Source organism: Streptomyces albireticuli (genome assembly GCF_021228125.1).
Classification (GTDB): Bacteria; Actinomycetota; Actinomycetes; order Streptomycetales; family Streptomycetaceae; genus Streptomyces; species Streptomyces albireticuli.
The window spans coordinates 177,453-197,718 of record NZ_JAJQQS010000016.1; the positions used below are offsets into that span (position 1 = coordinate 177,453).

Genomic DNA, 20,266 nt, shown 5'->3' on the forward strand with positions numbered 1-20,266 from the left:
GGCCACCCGTAGCAGGGAGTCATTCATGCCCGATGAAGTCAGCACGCTCCGGCAATATCTGAAAAGGGTCACCACCGATCTGTTACGCACCCGGGAGCAGTTGCGTGACGCGACGGAGCGGTCCGCCGAGCCGATCGCGGTGGTCGGCATGTCGTGCCGGCTGCCCGGCGACGTGGCCTCGCCCGCCCAGCTGTGGGACCTGGTGGCCGCGGGCACGGACGCCATTTCGGCTTTCCCCGGGGACCGGCACTGGCCGATCGAGGAGCTCTACGACGCCGATCCGGAGTCCCAGCAGGCGCGCCGGTCCTATGTGCGCGAGGGCGGCTTCCTCAGCGGGGCGGGCGATTTCGACCCCGCGTTCTTCGGGATCTCCCCGCGCGAGGCGCTGGTGATGGACCCGCAGCAGCGGCTGGTGCTGGAGCTGGCCTGGGAGGCGTTGGAGTCCGCGGGCATCCTGCCGGACTCGCTGGTGGGCGAGCGGGCCGGGGTTTTCGTCGGCGCGTCCAGCAACGACTACGAGATGCTCTGGCAGGGCACGGACCAGTTCTCCCAGTACGGCATCACCGGCAACACCATGAGCGTGATCTCGGGCCGGATCAGCTATGCCCTGGGCTTCCACGGCCCGGCCCTCACCGTGGACACCGCCTGCTCGTCCTCCCTGGTCGCCACCCACCTCGCGATGCGGGCCCTGCGCGCCGGCGAGTGCCCGATCGCACTGGCGGGCGGTGTGACGGTGCTGAGCACTCCGGAGACGTTCGTCGAGTTCTGCGGCCAGGGCGTCACCTCCCGGGACGCCCGGATCAAGGCGTTCGCGGCCGGGGCGAACGGCTCGATCTGGGCCGAGGGGGCGGGTCTCCTGGTACTGGAGCGGCTGTCCGACGCGCGGCGGCACGGCCATCAGGTGCTCGCGGTGCTGCGCGGCTCGGCGGTCAACTCCGACGGCACCAGCAACGGGCTCTCCGCACCCAACGGCACCGCCCAGCAGGAGGTGATCCGTACCGCGCTCGCCGACGCCGGACTGTCCACCCAGGACGTCGACGTGGTCGAGGCGCACGGCACCGGCACCCCGCTCGGCGACCCGGTGGAGGGCACCGCGCTGGTGGCGACCTACGGCCAGGACCGGCTGCCCGGCCGGCCGCTGCTGCTGGGCTCGCTGAAGTCCAACATCGGGCATACGCAGGCCGCGGCCGGCGTGGCCGGCATCATCAAGATGATCATGGCGATGCGGCACGGTCTCGCGCCGAAGACGCTGCACGTGGACAGCCCCACCCCGAAAGTGGACTGGGGAGTGAACGGGGTCAGCGTGCTCGCCGACGCGACGCCCTGGCCGGAGACCGGTCGAGCGCGCCGCGCCGCCGTCTCCTCCTTCGGGATCAGTGGCACCAACGCCCATGTCGTGCTGGAACAGCACGTCGAGCCGGAGGCGCCGGAGCCCGGCGTGCCGTCCGCCGGTCTGGTGTGGACGGTGTCGGGCCGGACCGAGGACGCGCTGCGCGCCCAGGCCACCCGGCTGCTGGCCTTCGCCGAGTCCGGTGACGCTCCCTCCGCCGAGGGGCTGGCGCACGCGTTGGCCACCCGCCGCACCCACTTCCGCCACCGGCTGGCGGTGCCCGGCCGGGACCGGGCCGAACTCACCTCCGCGCTGCGCGGCTACCTCGACACCGGCCTGGTCCCCGACGTGGCGGTGGGCGCCGCGGCCGGCGGCGGGTTGTGCGTGCTGTTCACCGGCCAGGGCGCGCAGCGGCTCGGCATGGGGCGGCAGCTCGCCGCCTCCTTCCCGGTGTTCGCCGAGGCGTTCGACGAGGTGTGCGAGCTGTTCGACCGGGAGCTGGCGACTCCGCTGCGGACCGTGCTGGAGGGCGAACCGGACCTGCTCGAACGCACCGACTACGCCCAGGCCGCCCTGTTCGCGGTGGAGGTCGCGCTGTTCCGGCTGATGCACTCCTGGGGCGTGCGCCCGGACATGCTGCTGGGACACTCGATCGGGGAGATCAGCGCGGCGCACGTGGCCGGGGTGTGGTCGCTGCCGGACGCGGTCCGGCTGGTAGCCGCCAGAGGCCGCCTGATGGCCGCGCTGCCCGAGGGCGGCGCGATGCTGTCCGTGCAGGGCACCGAGCGGGACCTGGCCCCCTGGCTGGCGGGGCGCGAGCGGCGGGTGTCCGTCGCGGCGGTGAACGCCTCGGACACGGTGGTCGTCTCAGGCGCGGACGAAGACATCACGGAACTGGAGGCCGACCGGGCGGGCCGGGGACGGCGGACCCGGCGGCTGCGGGTCAGCCACGCGTTCCACTCGCCGCTGATGGAACCGATGCTGGCCGAGTTCAGCACGGTTCTGGCCGGGCTGACGACGCACGATCCGGAAATCCCGGTGATCTCCAACCTCACCGGCGAGACGGCCACGGCGGAGCAGCTGCGCTCGCCGGCGTACTGGACCGCGCACGTCCGGCAGACGGTGCGGTTCCACGACGGGCTGCGCACCGCACGCGACGCCGGTGCACGCGTCCTGCTCGAACTGGGACCGGGCGCGGTGCTCTCCGCGCTGGCCGGCCGGGACGCCGGGCCGGACGAGGCGGTGGTGCCCACCCTGCGCGGGGCCGATCGTGACGAGACCAAGGACGTGCTGCTCGCCCTCGGCGCGCTGCACACCCAAGGCGTGGAGGTGGACTGGCCCGCCGTGCTGCCCGCCGCGCCCGCCAGGACGGCGGACCTGCCCTGCTACGCGTTCCAGCACGAGAGGTACTGGCTGGTGCCCGACGGGAACGGGCTGAACCTGCGTTCCACCGGGCTGCTCCCGGTGGGCCACCCGCTGCTGGGCGCCGTGCTGTCCGCGGCCGAGGGCGACGGCGTGCTGCTCACCGGCAGGCTGTCCCTCCAGTCGCACTCCTGGCTCGGGGGCCACCAGGTGCGCGGCATCCCCCTGCTGGCCGGCACCGGCTTCGTGGAACTGGCGCTGGCCGCGGGCGAGCACGTCGGCTGCGACCTGCTCGAACAACTGACCGTCGAGGCGCCGCTGATCCTGCCCGAGCACGGCGGGGTCTCGGTGCAGGTGGTGGTGGGCAACACCGAGGAGACCGGCCGCCGCCCGGTGCGGGTGTACTCCCGGCCGGAAGGCGTGGGCCGGGCCGAGCCGGGCCCATGGCGGTCACACGCCTTCGGCTACCTGGGCATCCGCACCGCGACGCCGGACACGACCCTCGCGCACTGGCCGCCGCGGGACGTGCGGGAGATCCCGGTCGCGGACGTCTACGACGAGGTGGTGGAGGGCAGGCACTTCCGCTACGAGGGCGCGTTCCGAGGTCTGCGGACCCTCTGGCGACGCGACCACCCCGACGGGAGCTCGGAGATGTTCGCCGAGGTCGCCCTGCCCGCCGAAGCGGCGGGGGACGCGAAGCGCTACAGCCTGCATCCGGCGCTGCTGGACGCGGCACTGCACGCGGTCGGTCTCGGCCCGCAACTGGACGGGATCGACGAGGGCAGCGGCTCGATGCCGTTCTCCTGGTCGGGGCTGTCGCTGTTCCGGGCCGGAGCCTCGACGGTGCGGGTGCACGTCACCGGCGGGAACGGTGACGTGGCGATCACGCTGGCGGACGAGACCGGTGCCACCGTGGCCAGGGTGGACTCCCTGGTGTTCCGGCCGCTTCCCGCCGACGAGTCCTACCTGCTGGGACCGGCCGAGGACGGCGCGGAACTGCTCGCACAGGACTGGGTGCCCGTGCGCCGGCCGTCCACAGTGGACGATTCCGGTGAGTGGCACGACCCCGGGACCGGTCGGCTCGACCTCGCCGCGCTGGCGGACGCGGAGGACCCGGTGCCGCCGGTTGTGGTGCTACGCCCGGCCCGTCCCGCCGGGGACGACGTCACCGCACGGGTCCGCGCCGCCCTCACCGAGCTGACCGGGCACCTGCGGGTGTGGCTCACCGACCAGCGGTTCGCCGGTTCGCTGCTGGTGGTCCGCACCGAGCGCGCGCTCGGCGTGCGTGCGGGCGACGAACCCGACCTGGCACTGTCCGCGGCCTACGGGCTGGCCCGCTCGGCACAGAACGAATACCCGGGTCGCGTCCTGCTGGTCGACGTCGACGAGCCGGCCGACACCGCGTTGCGCGACGCGGTCGCCGTCGCGTCCGCGGCCCGTGAGCCCCAGGTGGCGCTGCGCGCGGGCGAGCTGCTGGTGCCCCGGCTGCACCGCGACGACGGTCCGGCGGAGAGCGACGGCGGCTCGGCCGCCCGTACGCCCGACCCCGACGGCACCGTGCTGATCACCGGTGGGCTCGGGTCGCTGGGCCGCACGCTGGCCCGGCACCTGGCGAGCAGGGGCGCCCGCAGGCTGCTGCTCCTCTCGCGCCGTGGCGCGGAGAGCCCCGGCGCCGCGGAACTGGTCGCCGAACTCGGCGAGCTCGGCGCGCACGCCGAGCTCGCGCGAGGCGACGTCGCCCGGCGGGACGACGTGGCCCGGGTGCTGGCCGGGATTCCCGCGGCACACCCGCTCACCGCCGTGGTCCACGCGGCAGGTGTGCTGGACGACGGCTTGGTGGAGTCGCTGACGGACGGGCAAGTGGACAATGTGCTGGCGCCGAAGGTCGACGGAGCCTGGCACCTGCATGAGCTGACCAGGGAGCTCGATCTCGCCGAGTTCACGTGTTTCTCGTCGGCCGCCGGCGTGTTCGGCACCGCGGGCCAGGGGGCCTACGCCGCGGCGAACGCCTTCCTGGACGCGCTGATGAAGCAGCGTGCCGCCGCCGGGCTCCCGGCCCGCTCGCTCGGCTGGGGCCTGTGGGCGCCGGACAGCGGGACCGGCACGACCGACGGGATGGGCGGCGGGCTGGCCGCCGCGGACCGGGCCCGCATGGACCGCACCGGGATCCGCGCACTGACCGTCGAGCAGGGCCTGGCCCTCTGGGACACCGCGACCGGCTCGGACAGGGTCCACCTGGTGCCCATCGGGCTGGACCTGGTCACCGTGGCCGGCCTGGGGGAGGAAGGCATTCCGCCGTTGCTGCGCGATCTGGTCCGCCCGGCCCGCCGCCGGCGCTCCGCGCGGTCCGCCGCGCCCGCCGAGTCCCCGGCGGACCTGGCCCGCAGGCTGGGCGGGCTGAGCCCCGCCGAACGGGACCGGCAGCTCCTCAACCTGGTGCTCGGGCAGATCGCGGCCGTGCTCGGCTACCCGTCCGCGGACGGGGTGCCCGCGGACGGCCCGTTCGGAGACCTCGGATTCGACTCGCTGAGTTCGGTCGAGCTGCGCAACCGGCTCAACACCGCCACGGGTCTGAACCTGCCCGCCACCTTGGTGTTCGACTACCCCACTCCGGCCACCCTCGCGGCGCACCTCGGCACGGAGGTCGCGCCGGACGCCGCCGGCGCGGAGGAACCGGCGGACGGCCCCGCCGAGCGCGGCCCGGATCAGCTCTCCGGACTCGCGCGGGCGGTCGAGGAGGCGCTGGCCGGCGAGGACGCGCGGCGCGACGCGCTGCGCGGACGACTGCGGGCGGCGCTGCGCGCGCTGGACGGCGAGCCGGGGCCCGGGGTGGACGAGCTGAGCTCGGCCTCCGTGGACCAGCTCTACGCCTTCGTGGACCGGGAGCTCGGCGATGCGTGAGCCGGCAGCCGGGACCGCCCGGCCGAGTGGAGAGGAACCGAAAGCTGTGGGCGAGGACCCGAAGCTCGTCAAGTACTTCCAGCGGGTCACCGCGGAACTCCAGCGCACCCGGGAGCGGTTGCGGGAGCTGGAGAACCCCGTCGACGACCCAGTGGCCGTGGTCGGCATGGGCTGCCGGTTCGGCGGTGGGATCGGCTCGCCGGAGGAGCTGTGGGAACTGCTCGCCGCCGAGCGGGACGTGATCACCGGCTTCCCGGCCGGCCGCGGCTGGACCGAAGACCAGATCTACCACCCGGAACCGGGCACGCCGGGCCGCTCCTACGTCCGGCACGGTGCCTTCCTCGACGACGCGGCCGACTTCGATTCCGAGTTCTTCGGCATCTCACCGCGGGAGGCGCTCGGCATGGACCCGCAGCAGCGGGTCGCGCTGGAGGTCACCTGGCAGGCGCTGGAGTCCGCCGGCATCGATCCGGCCGGGCTGCGCGGCAGCCGCACCGGCGTGTTCCTCGGACTGTCCAACGCGGACTACGCCACGGCGATCCGCGAGATGCCCGAGGACATGCTGGGCCAGCTCTCCATCGGCAACGCGGGCAGCGTGACCTCCGGCCGGCTGGCCTATGTGTTCGGCCTGCAGGGGCCCGTGCTCACGGTGGACACCGCCTGTTCCTCGTCCCTGGTCGGGCTCCACCTGGCGGCGCAGTCGCTGCGCGCGGGCGAGTGCACTCTGGCGCTCGCGGGCGGGGTGACCATCCTGTCCAGCCCGCTGCTGTTCATCGACTACGCCCGGCAGCGCGCCTTGGCACCGGACGGCCGGTGCAAGCCCTTCTCCTCGGCCGCCGACGGCACCGCGTGGGGCGAGGGCGCCGGAATGCTGGTGCTGGAGAGGCTTTCCGACGCACGCCGCAACCACCACCCGGTGCTCGCGCTGCTGCGCGGATCGGCGATCAACTCCGACGGCACCTCCTCCGGGCTGACCGCCCCGAACGGAACCGCGCAGCAGCAGGTGATCGCCGACGCGCTCGCTTCGGCCGGCCTGTCGCCCGCGGACGTCGACGCGGTGGAGGCGCACGGCACGGGCACCGCGCTCGGCGACCCGATCGAGGCGCAGGCGCTGCTGGCCGGGTACGGCCGCCACCGCGGCGACCGGCCGCCGCTGCTGGTCGGCGCGGTGAAGTCGAACCTCGCTCACACCCAGGCCGCGGCCGGAGTCGCCGGCGTGGTGAAGATGGTGCTGGCCATGCGGCACGGCACGCTGCCCAGGACCCTGCACATCGGCACGGCGACCCCCCGGGTCGACTGGGCGCAGGGCGGGGTCGAACTGCTCACCAGCGCGGTCCCGTGGCCGCGCGACGGGCGTCCCCGGCGGGCGGGCGTGTCCGCGTTCGGAGTCGGCGGCACCAACGCGCACGTGATCCTGGAGGACCCCGGGCCCGACCCGGACCCCGGGCCCGGCGACCGGGCCGTCCCGCCACTGCTGGCCTGGACCCTGTCGGGCAGGACCGAACAGGCGCTGTCCGCGCAGGCGGCCGCGCTGCACGAGCACCTCGACCGGGTGCGCCCGGATCCGCTGGACCTGTCGTGGTCGCTGGCCACCACCCGGGCGCACCTGCCGCACCGCGCGGTGGTGTTCGGCTCCCGCCCGGCCGACCTCGCCGCGGGCCTGACCGCGCTGAGCACGGGCCGGGACGACACCGGGAGCGCCACGGTGGCGGTCTCCGGCGCCGCCGTGCGGAACGGCACCACCGCGTTCCTGTACCCGCACGAGTGCACCCCGGCCGTGGTGCGCGCGCTGGCCACGCAGTACGCCGAGGCCGAGCCGTTCGCCGAGCACCTCTCCGCATGCGCGGCGGTGCTGGCCGGGCTGGTCGGTTGGTCTCTGACGGATGTGCTGCGCGGCGACCCGGACGCGCCGGCACTGGACCGGCCGGATGTGTCGGCCCCGGCCACGCTGGCCGTGCTGACCGGCGTGACACGAGTGTGGTGCGCGTCCGGGGTGCGCCCGGCGGCGCTGGCGGGACACGGATCAGGCCGGCTGGCCGCGTCCTGGGCGGTCGGGTGGCTGTCCCTGTCCTCGGCGCTGCGGATCGCGGCCGGGTGTCCTGCGGGCGTCGAACCCGACGCCGTGGATGTCCCGCCCCCCGCGCCCGGTGTGCCGGTGCTGTGCGGGGACACCGGCCGCTGGCTGCGGGACCGTCCGGCCGAGGACGACTACCGCACGGTGCCGGCCGCCGAATCCGGCTCGGCCGCCCGCGAGCTGCGGGCCGACGGTCATCGGCTGCTGCTCGTGTTCGGTGGGGACACCGCGGGCATGGCCGCCGAGCTGCCCGACGGTCCCGCCGTGCTGGCCGTGCCGGAGGAGACGGAGGGCGCGGTGACCGGTTCAGCGGCGCTCGTGCGCGCGCTGGGCCGCGCGCACGTGATGGGCGCGGCGGTGGACTGGCGTGCCGTCCTGGCCGGCACAGGCGCGCGGCGCATCCCGTTGCCCGGCTACGCCTTCCAGCGCAGCCGGTACTGGATCGAGCGCGAGTGGACCATGCCGGTGCTGATCTCCGACGACCCCGGGACGCGCGAGCCCGACCGGCGCTCGCCCGCGGCTCTGCTGTGGGCACTGCCCGAGCAGGAGCGCAACGACCGCGTCGAGACGCTGGTCCGTGAGTGCCTGGGCCGGGCGCTGGGCAACGGACCGGATGACCAGGTCGACGCCGAGGACACGTTCCGCGATCTCGGGATGGACTCGCTGGGCGCGGAGGACCTGCGCGATCAACTCAGCACCGATGCCGGGGTGGAGATCGAACTCTCCGACGTGCTGAACTACCCCACGGTGGTCGATCTGACCGAGCGCGTACTGGAAAAGCTGGCCGCCCGCGCCGAGGAAGGCACGCTCGACGAGATCGCGGGGACCGCCCGGTCCCGGAACGAGGTTCCGGAATCCGGCACCGGGCCGGTGGACCCGGCGCCCGAGAACGCCGACGAAAGCGACGGCAGCCTGGCCTCGTTCTACATCCGGGCGATCCGCACCGGCCGGATCAACGTCGCCCTCCGCCTGGCCCGCGCGGCCTCCGAGACCCGCGACACGTTCGACCAGGACGATCCGCGCGATCTCGCCGAACTGCGCAAGGTGGGCGCGGGGGCGGGCGGCCCCACGATCGTCGGCCTCACCCCGCCGATCTTCCCCAACCTGGACCTGCCCTACTCCTACCTGCACGCCGGGCTGGCCCCCGCGTCCGACGTGTGGTCACTGTGGTCGCCCGGATTCGCGGGTGAGGCTCCGCTGCCCGCCGACCGTGCCGCCCTGATGCGGATGCTGGCGAAACCGCTGCGCCGTGAGCTGGCCGGCACCCCGTTGATCATCGCGGGCTACTCCTCGGGCGGCTGGCTCGCGCACGAGCTGGCCGCGCACCTGGAGCGGACCGGCGTCCCCGTCACCGCGCTGCTCCTGCTGGACTCCTACCTGCCGGAGGAGGAGATGGAACAGACCGAGACCCGCAGCGAGTTCATGCGCGAGCAGATCCGGCGCCGTGACCTCATGGGCATGTCGCTCGACCGTCCGGACCGGACGGTGACCACCAGCGGCCAGATCGCGGCGATGGGCGGCTACAGCAGGATCTTCAGCGGCTGGCGGCCCGGCCCGCTGAAGGCGCCGATCCTGCACCTGCTCGCCAGCGAGGTCGTCGCGGGTGTGCCCACCAGCTCGGAGGACCACCCGTTCCCGGCCGAACTGGCACACCGCGTGCGCAAGCTGCCCGGCGATCACTTCACCATCCTGTCCCAGCACGCCGACCTGATCTCAGCGAACCTGCACGACTGGCTGGCGGAGGTGAAGCCCGTTTGACGACCGTTCCCGCGCGCGTGGTGCCCCCCGGGGCGCTCAGGCGCTCCGGGCGACGAGGGCGCCCGGGAAGGCGATGAAGCCGGGGCTCGTCGAGGTCCCGTCGCAGCCCCGGAACACGCTGCGGTCCGTGCTGCTCTCGGAGACGAGCGTCAGGACCTGTGCCGTGGCCGTGTACGTACCCTGGTGGACCACCCCGTCCTCGAGCTCGTACTCGAACGCGCCGCCGGCGAGGAAAGTGATCCTGAGGATGAGTTCCGGTGCGATGACGCGGTACGTGGCGCCGACGTAGTCGGCGGGTTTGGTGCCGCAGGGGTCGGCGGCCCGGGCGGCCCCGGCCGGGCCGAGCGTCAAGGCCGTCAGCAGGGCCGCCAGCAGGGGGAGCGCGAGGGCGCGTGGGCCGAGTCGGTGCCGTTTCACGGGAGCTCCTTCGCGGGTCGGGGGAACAGGCGGTGCCGGAGGCGACCGGACGGCTCGGCGGCAGCGGTTTCCGGTCGTGTTGGGCTGTCCGGGTGACATCCGTTCGTACCCGGCGTCTCGGAACGCGTCCGCCCACCCCTGCCGCCGCTCGCCCGCGGCCACAGCCCGCGGGGAAACACGGCCGGCGTACGGGTGCGGGGCGGTGGTGATGCCATGGCACGGTCCCTCACTGCCGTCGGGTGTCACGGTGCCCGTCTGCCGCCAGGACACCTCCTGTCACGGTGGTGTGCAACACGCGCCCGCCCCCGTACCTGGTCGTATCCGTGGTCAGTGGCGCGGCGGGGGCGGACCGGCTCGTACGGCGGCCCGGTGGCGGCGCCCCGGGGCGCTTGTGGGTACCGCTCGTGCTCTGAACGCTCACCCCTGACGTCTCCGGAGAGCGTGCCGCACCCCGCCGGGGGTAACCGAAAGGGGCAGGCAGGCGAAGGCTGACGGAGGGCGTGATGGCGCGCGAGGTCCCGCACGACAAGGCCGCGAAGGACACGGAGGACCGTGCCGGGGCCGTCGGCGGGCCGCGCCTCACCCGGCCGCTGCGCGTCGTGATCATGCTGCTGGCCTTCGTGGGCATGGTGGCCTTCGGCGTGGTGCTGGCCCGGCTGACCCTGGAACCCTCCGCCGTCTCGGAACCGCTGACGCACAGCAACCTGCGCCCGGGCGACTCCCTCCGCGCCTACTTCTCCCGGCCGGCCTTCCGGGACACGGTCAAGCAGGTCGGTGGCAACATCGCGCTGGGCGTTCCGTTCGGCCTGCTGCTGCCGGTGCTGCTGCCGCGCGCCAGGGGAGCGCTCCGCGTCGCCGTCGTCACCGCGGCCGTGATGCTGCTGGTCGAGCTGGTCCAGGGCGCCCTCATCACGGGCCGGGCCTTCGACATCGACGACGTGCTCCTCAACACGACGGGCGCCCTGCTGGGATACCTGCTGCTCGGCCGCAGGCTGGGCCGGGCCCTGCACCCCCGGCGCCACCACTGGTGGCACCGCTTCACACAGCGCGGGACGCCCGGGACGGGGGAGTGAGCCCCGGGCCCGGCCGGGCCCGGGCCGTCACGGCCCTCTTGTGCCGGAAGGGGGCCGTGTTGTCCGCTACCCCCATGAGGCAGAGAAGCGTCGCCACCCTGGCCGCCGCCCTGATCGCGGGGGCCCTCCTGACCGGGGCACCGGTCCCGCACGCGCAAGCCGAGGCCGCCGGCCCGGGCGGCCCGCCGGCGCCCGGAATCGATCTCGACACCGTGACCATCCCGGAACTCCAGGCCCGTATGACGGACGGTTCGCTGACCTCGTCGGCGCTGACCACCGCCTACCTGCGGCGGATCAGGGCCGTCAACCCGAGGATCAAAGCGGTCCTGCGCATCGACCCGACGGCCCTCGGGCAGGCGGCCGCCAGCGACACCAGACACCGGCACGGCGGAACCCGTGGTCCGCTCGACGGCATCCCCGTCCTGCTCAAGGACAACGTGGACACCCGCGACATGCCGACGACGGCCGGATCGTCGGCGCTGGCCGGAAGACCGCCCGCCAACGACGCCGCCCTGGTGACCCGGTTACGGGACGCCGGAGCGGTGATCCTCGGCAAGACCAACCTCTCCGAGTGGGCGAACTTCCGGGCGACGAAGCCGACCTCGGGATGGTCCGCGGTGGGCGGGCAGACGAACAACCCCTACGTCCTGGACCGCAACCCGTGCGGCTCGTCCTCCGGCTCGGCCGCCGCGCTCGCCGCGTCGCTGGCGCAGGTGGCGATCGGCACCGAGACGGACGGCTCGATCGTGTGCCCCGCCGGGATGAACGGGGTCGTCGGCTTCAAACCCAGCCTCGGAACGGTCAGCGGTGCCGGGGTGGTGCCGATCTCCGCCGAGCAGGACACGGCCGGCCCCATGGCGCGCAACGTGACCGACACGGCGCTCACCCTCGCCGTGCTCGCCGAAGGCGGATCCCTGGACTCCGCCCGGCTCCCGGACGGATCGGCACGCCCCGGCTCCGGACTCCGCGGCAAGCGCGTCGGCCTCTGGCGGCTGCCCTCGCTCGGGCCCGGAGTGGACGCCCTGATGACCCGTACGGCCGGGAAGCTGCGCGACGCCGGGGCCGAGGTCGTCGAGGTGACGCCCCCGTACCAGGAGAGGCTCGCGCAACTCGAATTCCCGGCGCTGCTGAGCGAGTTCCACCGGGACATCGACGCCTATCTCGCCACCCGGAACGGGCCCCGGAACCTCGCCGAGCTGATCGAGTTCAACCGCGCACACCCCGAGGAGCGGACCTGCTTCGCCGGCCAGGAGCTGTTCGAGCAGGCGCTCGCCGCGCCCCCCACCACCGACGCGCGCTACCGGGCGACGAGGGCCGAGCTCAAGGACCTCTCCCGGCGGTCCATCGACGAGACCATGGCCGCCCACCACCTGGACGCCATCGCCTCCCCGGCGAACCCGCCCGCCTGGACGACCGACTGCGGGCGGGGCGACAACGACATCATCCCGTCCTCCACGCCCGCGGCCGTGGCCGGGTACCCGTCCCTGTCGGTGCCCGCCGGATTCGTGGACGAACTCCCCGTCGGTCTGCTCCTGATGTCCGGCGGTCACCAGGACGCCGCACTGCTGTCCCTCGGCGCCGCGGTGGAGCACCGCCTGGACGCCTGGCGGGCCCCGCGCTACCTGCCGACGCTGGGCCGGACCGAGGCCTCACGGTGAGGACCGGCGTTCAGGGGAAGCACCCGCCGTCGGCCCGGCACCTCACCGTGACGGTCGGTCCGACGGCGGCGGCGCCACGCCGTGCCGGTGGCCGCCGGCGCACGACACCACCGGCTCCTTCATCTGCCGTGCGGTCAGGACGGCCGCGGCGACGAGGAGCGCGGCACCCGTGAGGGGCAGGAACGGGGACGAGGCCAGTGAGAGCGTGGCCCCGCCCAGGCCGCCCCCGAGCGCGACGCCGAGGTAGGAGGAGGCGCTGCTGACGGAGACGGCGATGGTGGGCGCGGCCGGCGCGCGGTCCATGACGCGCTGGATCTGCGCCCCCGGGACGATCCAGTAGAGGACGCCCCAGGCGACGGTGGCCAGCAGGAAGGCCACCGTCGCCGGGCCCTCGGCGAACCGGGTGAGGAGTGCGGTCAGGGCCAGGGCGGTGAAGGCCGCGACGACACCGAGGACGCCCGTCAGATACGCGCGGTCCGGCCCCCGGCGGTCGCTCATCCGGCCGCCCACCGCCGTGCCGGCCGCCGCGGCGACACCCCAGGCGAACAGCACCCCGCTGACGCCCGCCGCGCTGAGGCCCGTCACGTCGCGGGCGAACACCGCGAGATAGGTGTAGACGGTGAAGCCGCCCGCCACCGCGCAGGTGTTGGCCAGCACGGCCAGCAGGACGGCGGGCTCGGCGGCCACCCGCAGCCGGGCCGACATCGTGACCGGCGGTGGGGACGGCGTGGCGGGCAGGGTGAGGGCGAGCGCGGCGATGCCCAGGGCCGCCAGAGCCGCGATCAGGCCCAGGGTGACGCGCCAGCTCCCCAAGGCGCCCACCAGAGTGCCCAGGGGTACGCCGAGAGCGGTGGCCAGCGACAGACCGCCCACGACGAACGCCACCGCGCGCCCGCGGTGGCGCTCGTCGGTCATGGCCGTCGCCGCGGCCACCGCGGTGTTCATGTACACCGCCGCGGACGCCCCCGCCAGCACCCGCGCCGTCAGCAGCGTCGGGTAACCGGGGGCGAGCGCGCCGAGGACGTTGGCGAACAGGAAGACCCCGAGAGAGCCGTGGAGCATGACGCGTCGGCCGACGTTCGCGGTCAGCGTCATCAGCACGGGCGCGCTGACGGCGTAGCTGAGGGCGAACACGGTCACCAGCTGGCCCGCGAGCGAGACGGAGACGCGCAGGTCGTCGGCGATCGACTGGAGGATGCCGGTGGTGACGTACCCGTCCGTGCCCACGGCGAAGGCGCCGAGGGCGAGGACCAGGACCGCCGACCGGTGCGGCATCCCGGTCCCGGCCCCGCCCCGGCCGTTCCGCCGACTCACCGAGCGGCACCGCCTTCCACGAGGCCCGCGTCGGCCAGACAGCCCGCCATCAGCTCGGTGGTGACGAACAGGGCCCGCGCGCGGATCGGGTCGGCGGTGAAGCGGTCCGCGAAGACCTCCGCCGCGAGGTCCCGGCCGGTGACGCCGTCGGCACCCGCCTCCGCCAGCGTGCCGAGCAGGGCCGGCAGCCGCCGCTCGGGCGCCGCGACGTCGTCCGCCGTGCCGAGCTCCCAGAAACCGTCGGGCAGGTCCAGCGCCCGCCCGCGGTACAGCTGCAGCGCCGCCCCCGACGCGTCGTCCGGCGCGTCGCGGGCGGCGGTGAGCGTGTCGTCGAGCGTGAGCGCCCCGGACAGGTCGGTGAAGGTGACCACGCCGGTGCCGCCGGAGCGGCTGATCATCCCGCAGGCGAAGTAGTGCGGCTGTTCGAAGCGGCGCATATGGGCGTCCACGGCGGCCAGCACGTCACCGGCCGTCAGCCCGGGGTTGTGCCGCAGGGCGTGCAGCGCGGTGAGCGCGGCCCGCACCTCGGGCACCGTACGCCCGTCGGCGACGACGGTGACGTCGTGACCGGCCTCCTTGGCGAACGCCTCGATGTCGGGCAGCAGCAGCGGCCCGGAGGCGTCGCCGAGGCTCTGGAAACGGGTGACGAGCAGCCCGTCCCGGGGATCGAGGAGGTCCGCCGCCCGCCGCAGCAGCCTCCGGTTGAGGTCCAGGCCGTCGGGCCCGCCGTCGCCGGCCGGGGAATAGCGCAGGGCGGGCGGCACGGGCACGTAGGGGAGGTTGGCGACTACGCAGTTGAGCGGGGCGTCCGGGGTGTAGTCGCGGAAGAAGTCGCCGTGCCAGGCGCGGACGCGGTCGTCGAGGCCGTTGAGCACGGCCGAGAGCGTGGTGGCCTCCACACAGCTCCGCTGGAGGTCGGCACCGGTCACCTCGGCGCACCCCAGGGCGAGGGCGCAGGTGGTGATGCCGGAGCCGCAGCCCACGTCCAGGGCGCGGCCGGTGGGGCGGGCCCGCAGGATCGTGTCGACGAACCGCAGCGAGTCCTCGCCGATGTAGACGTCGCCGGCGCCGGCCCGCGCGGCCCCGGGCCGGTCGCGGGCGGCGAGCAGGCCGCGGAACGCCGTGACCTCCCAGCGGCCCGGCGCGCCCGTCCCGTCGGTGAGGCCGAGCGCCGCGAGCCGGGGTACGAGCGCGGGGTCGGGGCGGTGGTCCGGCCGCAGGCCGAGGTGGAGCACGTTCCACAGGGCCGCGCCGGTGTCGTGGGACGGCGCTGCGGCCGCGGGGGGCCAGGGTTCCCAGGGCAGTTCCGAGCGCCGCCGGGCGTGCTCCACCCGGTCGGCGAAGGCGGTCCGCCGCAGCAGATCGGTGACGGTGCCGGGGTCGGGTGCGGTCATACGGCGGTGACACCGCCCCGCTCGCGGGTGACCCGGTGCTCCGCCGCCGCTGCCACGAACGCCTCGAACACCGGCCGGCAGGGGCCGACCTCGGGGTGCCCCTGGATGCCGAGGGCGAAGCGCGGGCCGGGCACGGTGAGCGTCTCGACGACTCCGTCGGCGCTCCACCCGGTCGCCACGACACCGGCGCCGAGGGTGTCGACGGCCTGGTGGTGGAAGCAGGGGAGGTCGTACGCGGTGCCGAGGAGGGAGCCGGGCAGGGTGTCCGGGCGCAGACTGAGCCGGGTGGAGGCGAACACCGGCTCCGGGGGCATGTGGTCCTCGTTGCCGACCCGGTCGGGCAGGTGGGCGAGGAGCGTCCCGCCGTACAGCACGTTCATCAGCTGCATGCCGCGGCACACGCCGAGGACGGCCCGGTCCCCCTCCAGCGCCAGCCGCAGCAGGGCGCTCTCCCAGACGTCGCGCTCGGGGGCGAGCACACCGGTCCAGGGGCCGGGTTCGGCCCGGTAGAGGGCGGGGTCTATGTCGGCGCCGCCGACCAGCAGCAGCCCGTCGAGGCCGGACATGACGGCGGCGGCCTCGGGCTCGGCGCCGGAGGGCGGTAAGAGGACGGGGACGCCGCCGGCCGCCGTCACCGCGGCGACGAAGTCGGTCGGGACGAGGGAGGCGTGCCGGTGCCACCCGCGCCAGGAGGCGTCCTCCTGATAGGTGGTGATGCCCACCGTCGGCTTGTCGATGGTGCTCTCCTTCACTTCGCCGCGTCCATGACCCAGGCGGAGCCGTGCCGGGTGAACCCGATGTGCGGGTAGTACTCCGTCGCCGCGGGGGCGGACAGCAGCACGATCTTCGCCCGGGGCGCGGCCTGCCGCACCCGCTCGATGAGGTCCACCCCGATGCCGCGCCGCTGGTGGGCGCGGTCGACGGCGATGTCGCTGAGGTAGGTGACGTACGCGCCGTCGGTCAGGCAGCGCGCGATGCCGACCATGCGGCCGTCGATCCGGGCGACCACGACGAGATTGGCGCCCGCCACCATCGCCGTGAAGCGGGGGGTGTCCTCCACCGGGCGGCGCTCGGCGAGGCCGGACGCCCGGTAGAGCTCGGCGACCTCGGCCACGTCGAGGTCGGCCGCGTCGATCACTTCACATTTCCACATGGAGCAGTTCCTCCAGTCGTCGCCGCATGGCGTCCCGCGAGCGCAGGAAACGGGTGGGGTCGTAGTCGTCCTCGCCGGTGACGATGCCCCGGTCGCGCAGGGTCTCGCGCAGGTGCCGGCCGGTCTCCCAGGTCTCGGTGGCCGCGTCCTGCACCGAGCGGTAGGCCTTCTCCCGCTCGGAGCCCTCGGCCATCAGACGCAGCATCACCGTCGAACTGTGGATCAGGCCGGCGGTGGCGTCGAGGTTGGCGCGCATGCGGTCGGGGAAGACGCGCAGCCCTTCGACGAGTTCGGCGGCGGCCGTCACCTGGTAGTGCGCGGCGATGAGGCTGTCGGGCAGCACCACGCGCTCGACCGAGGAGTGGGCGAGGTCCCGCTCGTGCCACAGCGCGACGTTCTCCAGGGCCGCGCCGAGGTTGGCGCGCAGCACCCGGGCCAGCCCGCACAGCCGCTCGCTGGACGTGGGGTTGCGCTTGTGCGGCATGGCGCTGGAGCCCTGGTACGCGCTGGAGCGAGGCTCCTCGACCTCGCGGACCTCCGTCCGCTGGAGGAGCCGCATCTCCAGGGCGATCTGCTCGACGACGGCGCCCAGGACGGCCACGGCGCCGAGCAGTTCGGCATGCCGGTCGCGGGCCACGACCTGGGTGGGCACCGGCTCGACGCCCAGACCGAGGGCCTCGCACACATAGCTCTCGACGAACGGGTCCACGCTCGCGTACGTGCCGACCGGGCCCGAGATCGTACCGACGGCCACCGCGGCGCGGGCCGCCCGCAGCCGGACGACGGAGCGGTGGACGCCGAAGGCGAATCCGGCCAGCTTCTGCCCGAAGGTCGTCGGCTCGGCGTGGATGCCGTGGGTGCGCGCCACACAGACAGTGTCCCAGTGTTCGGCGGCCCGCGAGGCGAGGACGTCCCGCAGCCGCGCCGCGGCCGCGAGCAACAGGTCGGTGGAGGCGGCGAGGGTGTGGCCGAGCGCGGTGTCGACCAGGTCGTAACTGGTCATGCCGTAGTGGACCCAGCGGGCCGCGTCGTCGGGGACGGAGGCGGTGTACGCGGCGAGGAAGGCGAGGATCTCGTGGTCGCGGGTGCGCTCCTGCTCGCGCACCTCCTCGGGGGTGGGCACGCGGCCGGACCGGACGGCGGCGAGATCGGCCTCGGACATCCTGCCCAGCCGCGCCTGCGCCTCGCAGGCGAGCACCTCGACCCGGACCCACGAGGCGTACTTCGCCTCGTCGGTCCACAGCCGGGCCATCTCCGGGCGGGAGTACCGGGGGATCACTCGGGCCTCCGCGCCAGGACGGCGCAGGTCCGGTTGTTGGCCAGGACGGGCCCCTCGGCGAGCCGGGCGGTGAGCGCGGCGACACCCGAGGCGAACTCCTCGTCCGGGATGAGGTGGAGGGAGGAGAACGCCTTCTCGCGGTACTTGGTGACGTCGGTCAGCTCGTAGGTGCTCTCGAACACGCGCCGCCGCCCGTCGGTGAACCCGGCGTCCCGCAGCGCGGCCAGCAGGTCGTCGATGGCGTGGTGGCGGCCGAGCTCGACCTCGACGGTGGAGGGGAAGTACTGCGCCACCGGCACCCGGGTGCGGATGATCTCCTCGGAGTCGGTGGCGGTGCACAGCACGCCGCCCGGCTTGAGCGCCCGCAGCGCGCCCTCGAAGTAGCGGGCGGGCTCACGGACGTAGTGGATCATGTCGACCGAGAAGATCAGGTCGAAGGACGCTTCGGGGAGGCCGAGTCCGTCGATCTCCTCGGCGCGCCCGGTGCGCAGTTCGAGCTCGGCCTCGTGGGTGGCGGCGGCCTTGAGCATCTCGGGGAAGGGGTCGACGCCCAGCGCGCGGGCGCCGGTGAGCCGCTGGAGCGCGGCCAGGTGGTTGGCGGTGCCGCAGCCCATCTCAAGGACGTTCGAGTCGCCGTTCACACCGGCGAATTCGGCCAGGAATTCCACCAGTCCGGGGTACGGGCGACGGTGGCGGGCGTACTCGGCGGCGAGCTGGTTGTAGTCCAATGCGGTCACGCGAGCTCCTCGGCGGTGTGCTGCTCGTGAACGGTGCGGGCCTGCCACAGGTACCAGACGGTGTAGGCGTAGGTCGCCGTCCACGCGTGCGGGGTGCGCAGGGTGTTCTCGTACTTCAGCCACCCGGCCAGCGAGCAGGCCGCGCCGATGTAGAGGCGGCAGCGCACGGTGTGCGCCGGCTCGGTGCCGGGGGCGGTCGCGATCAGGCGGTCCTCCATCGCCCGCAGGCGGTCGGAGAACCGCAGCGGCAGGCGCAGGGCGCTGACGTCGTGCGGCCGGGCGGGGTCGAACGCGTCGCCGAAGAGGGCGGCGGCCTTGCCCTGCCGGGCGGCGTGCAGGATCGCCGGCATCGGCAGCAGTCCGTGCAGCAGGGTGGCGAGGTCGAAGACCGGGTCGCCGTAGCCGATGTCGGGGCGCGGGCGCTGTTCCCAGACGGTGCGCGGGTCGATGAAGACCGGGCCGCCGCCGGCGCGCCTGAGCATGTTGGTCGGGTAGATGTCGCCGTGGACCTGGGCGCCGGTGTGCGGCAGCAGGTGGGGGGCGTGCTCGTCGAGCCACGCGGTGGCCGCCGTGTAGCCGGGGACGCGCGTGCCGCCGGGCAGGGTGAGGTCGGCGGCGAGGTGTGCGTCGAGGTCGCGGTCGCCGAAGCACAGCCGGAAGGTGGAGCGCAGGGCGGGCTGTTCCCGCAGGGCGTGGAAGCGCTCGCGGTAGAGGTAGTCGGCGCTGGTGGGGCGCCGGTCGCCGGCGGTCAGCCGGTACCAGCGGGCCAGTTGGCCGAGGTAGGGGGCGAGGACGTCGGCCGCGTCGGGGGCGAGTTCCGTCCTGGCCTCGTCGCTGAAGAGCCGCCGTTCCAGATCGGCGGCCTCGGCGGCCTCCATGATGCTGACGCCCTGCCGGCCCTCGATGTGTACGCCGTGCAGCCGGGGGAAGAGGGGGTCCCGGCCGATGCCGGTGAGGCTGTCGTTGGTGCGGGAGGTGAAGCCGGTCTCGGAGCGGATCATTCCCGCTTCGCCGATCTTGGCGACGAGTTCGGTCCCGGCGTCGAACTGGACGACGCCGATGGAGTCGGAACCCGGCCGGTGGAAGCGGGTGACGGTGGGGACCGGGCGGGTGGCCGCGGCCCAGGAGCGCAGCCGGGCGGCGATGACCGCGGAGGCGATCGGCTCGACTTGGTCGGTGCTGTCGGTGCTGTCGGTGCTGTCGGTGTCGGCGGGGCCGGAGTGGGGGCCGGGGTCCGGGGATTCCAGGAACCAGCCGTGCAGCTCGCCGCCCAGGAAGTAGGTGCCGCGTGCGGCACCGCCGGGACTTCTCCCCGCGCCCGGGGCCGTCGGCGCGAGGGTTCCCAGGGCGACGACCCTGACCCCGAAAGGCCCTAGGCGTTCGGTCAGCCGGGGCACCAGGCTGTCGTGGCCGGGCACTTCCACGACGACGACGGAGGGGACGACGGTGTCGGGCACGAGGCCCCGACCGGCGAGAGCGGCGTAGAGGTCCGCCAGCTCGGCCGCCGTGGCGGGGCGCGCCGACTCGGTGAGTAATTCGCTCATCCAGATACCTGACCCGTTGAATTGCCCGGCCCGCGGGCCGGGGCTGAAACAGTCGGAAGGCGATGTCTCTTTCGCTATTACTCCGTGTTCTTTCACCGGCCGCCCCATGGGGCAGCCGAGCGCATTCCTACCACACCTATCACAAGATTCCAATGAAAGGCACCCGGGCCGGGCCGGTCCTGTAGCAGGAGATATTGATTGCATTGCCGACGGGTCGGAGTTTCCTCTTTTTCGTGATTCAGTCAACCGTCCGTGAATGTGATCTTGGCCAC

General features: G+C 74.1%; 12 protein-coding genes. 4 read left to right on the top strand and 8 right to left on the bottom strand.

Translation table 11 applies throughout. From position 1 onward, the window contains the following. Nucleotides 1–25 precede the first annotated feature (25 nt). Complete coding sequence (locus tag LUZ64_RS26365; RefSeq protein WP_095579268.1) at nt 26–5,593, top strand: type I polyketide synthase; 5,568 nt, start codon at nt 26–28, stop codon at nt 5,591–5,593. After that, complete coding sequence (locus tag LUZ64_RS26370; RefSeq protein WP_095579269.1) at nt 5,586–9,425, top strand: type I polyketide synthase; 3,840 nt, start codon at nt 5,586–5,588, stop codon at nt 9,423–9,425. The genes LUZ64_RS26365 and LUZ64_RS26370 overlap by 8 nt, the downstream gene beginning before the upstream one ends. A 36-nt stretch (nt 9,426–9,461) precedes the next feature. Here LUZ64_RS26370 and LUZ64_RS26375 read toward each other — a convergent pair whose 3' ends face one another. Next, nucleotides 9,462–9,842 carry a hypothetical protein gene (locus LUZ64_RS26375; RefSeq protein WP_095579270.1) on the bottom strand — a complete coding sequence of 127 codons (381 nt, stop codon included), beginning with the start codon at nt 9,840–9,842 and terminating at the stop codon, nt 9,462–9,464. 503 nt (nt 9,843–10,345) lie between these two features. On the opposite strand from LUZ64_RS26375, the gene LUZ64_RS26380 reads away from it, so the two are divergent. Beyond that, entirely contained in the window at nt 10,346–10,915 is a 570-nt protein-coding gene (locus tag LUZ64_RS26380; RefSeq protein WP_232398870.1) for a VanZ family protein, read from the top strand. A gap of 74 nt (nt 10,916–10,989) precedes the next feature. Beyond that, the gene (locus LUZ64_RS26385) at nt 10,990–12,573 is read left to right on the top strand and encodes an amidase family protein (protein ID WP_095579271.1); all 1,584 of its coding nucleotides are present in this window, start codon (nt 10,990–10,992) and stop codon (nt 12,571–12,573) included. Nucleotides 12,574–12,615: 42 nt separating this feature from the next. On the opposite strand, the gene LUZ64_RS26390 is transcribed toward LUZ64_RS26385, so the two are convergent. Genes LUZ64_RS26390 through LUZ64_RS37265 form a run of 7 tightly spaced genes read right to left on the bottom strand, consistent with a single transcriptional unit; the run spans nt 12,616 to nt 19,994 of the window. Beyond that, nucleotides 12,616–13,887 (bottom strand): MFS transporter, encoded by a 1,272-nt coding sequence (locus tag LUZ64_RS26390; protein ID WP_143593024.1) that lies wholly within the window; start codon nt 13,885–13,887, stop codon nt 12,616–12,618. Next, nucleotides 13,884–15,281: a 50S ribosomal protein L11 methyltransferase gene (locus LUZ64_RS26395; protein ID WP_095579273.1), complete on the bottom strand. Its 1,398-nt coding sequence runs from the start codon at nt 15,279–15,281 to the stop codon at nt 13,884–13,886. Before LUZ64_RS26395 ends, LUZ64_RS26390 begins: the two co-directional genes overlap by 4 nt. Beyond that, complete coding sequence (locus LUZ64_RS26400) at nt 15,278–16,033, bottom strand: gamma-glutamyl-gamma-aminobutyrate hydrolase family protein (protein ID WP_095579274.1); 756 nt, start codon at nt 16,031–16,033, stop codon at nt 15,278–15,280. Before LUZ64_RS26400 ends, LUZ64_RS26395 begins: the two co-directional genes overlap by 4 nt. After that, on the bottom strand, nt 16,030–16,434 hold the full coding sequence (locus LUZ64_RS26405) for a GNAT family N-acetyltransferase (RefSeq protein WP_095579275.1): 405 nt from the start codon (nt 16,432–16,434) through the stop codon (nt 16,030–16,032). Before LUZ64_RS26405 ends, LUZ64_RS26400 begins: the two co-directional genes overlap by 4 nt. Next, nucleotides 16,421–17,713, bottom strand: a complete 1,293-nt coding sequence (gene purB / locus LUZ64_RS26410; RefSeq protein ID WP_095579276.1) for an adenylosuccinate lyase — start codon at nt 17,711–17,713, stop codon at nt 16,421–16,423. The genes LUZ64_RS26405 and purB overlap by 14 nt, the downstream gene beginning before the upstream one ends. Continuing rightward, nucleotides 17,710–18,450, bottom strand: a complete 741-nt coding sequence (locus LUZ64_RS26415; RefSeq protein ID WP_170116666.1) for a class I SAM-dependent methyltransferase — start codon at nt 18,448–18,450, stop codon at nt 17,710–17,712. Before LUZ64_RS26415 ends, purB begins: the two co-directional genes overlap by 4 nt. Further along, nucleotides 18,447–19,994, bottom strand: a complete 1,548-nt coding sequence (locus tag LUZ64_RS37265; RefSeq protein ID WP_143593026.1) for a phosphotransferase — start codon at nt 19,992–19,994, stop codon at nt 18,447–18,449. The genes LUZ64_RS26415 and LUZ64_RS37265 overlap by 4 nt, the downstream gene beginning before the upstream one ends. Nucleotides 19,995–20,266: the final 272 nt, after the last annotated feature.

What these genes read in the sequence shown, in the direction of transcription:
- LUZ64_RS26405 (WP_095579275.1), bottom strand. Translation starts at nt 16,434, where the DNA reads ATGTGGAAATGTGAAGTGATCGACGCGGCCGACCTCGACGTGGCCGAG.
- LUZ64_RS26395 (WP_095579273.1), bottom strand. Translation starts at nt 15,281, where the DNA reads ATGACCGCACCCGACCCCGGCACCGTCACCGATCTGCTGCGGCGGACC.
- LUZ64_RS26370 (WP_095579269.1), top strand. Translation starts at nt 5,586, where the DNA reads ATGCGTGAGCCGGCAGCCGGGACCGCCCGGCCGAGTGGAGAGGAACCG.
- LUZ64_RS37265 (WP_143593026.1), bottom strand. Translation starts at nt 19,994, where the DNA reads ATGAGCGAATTACTCACCGAGTCGGCGCGCCCCGCCACGGCGGCCGAG.
- LUZ64_RS26385 (WP_095579271.1), top strand. Translation starts at nt 10,990, where the DNA reads ATGAGGCAGAGAAGCGTCGCCACCCTGGCCGCCGCCCTGATCGCGGGG.
- LUZ64_RS26365 (WP_095579268.1), top strand. Translation starts at nt 26, where the DNA reads ATGCCCGATGAAGTCAGCACGCTCCGGCAATATCTGAAAAGGGTCACC.
- LUZ64_RS26380 (WP_232398870.1), top strand. Translation starts at nt 10,346, where the DNA reads ATGGCGCGCGAGGTCCCGCACGACAAGGCCGCGAAGGACACGGAGGAC.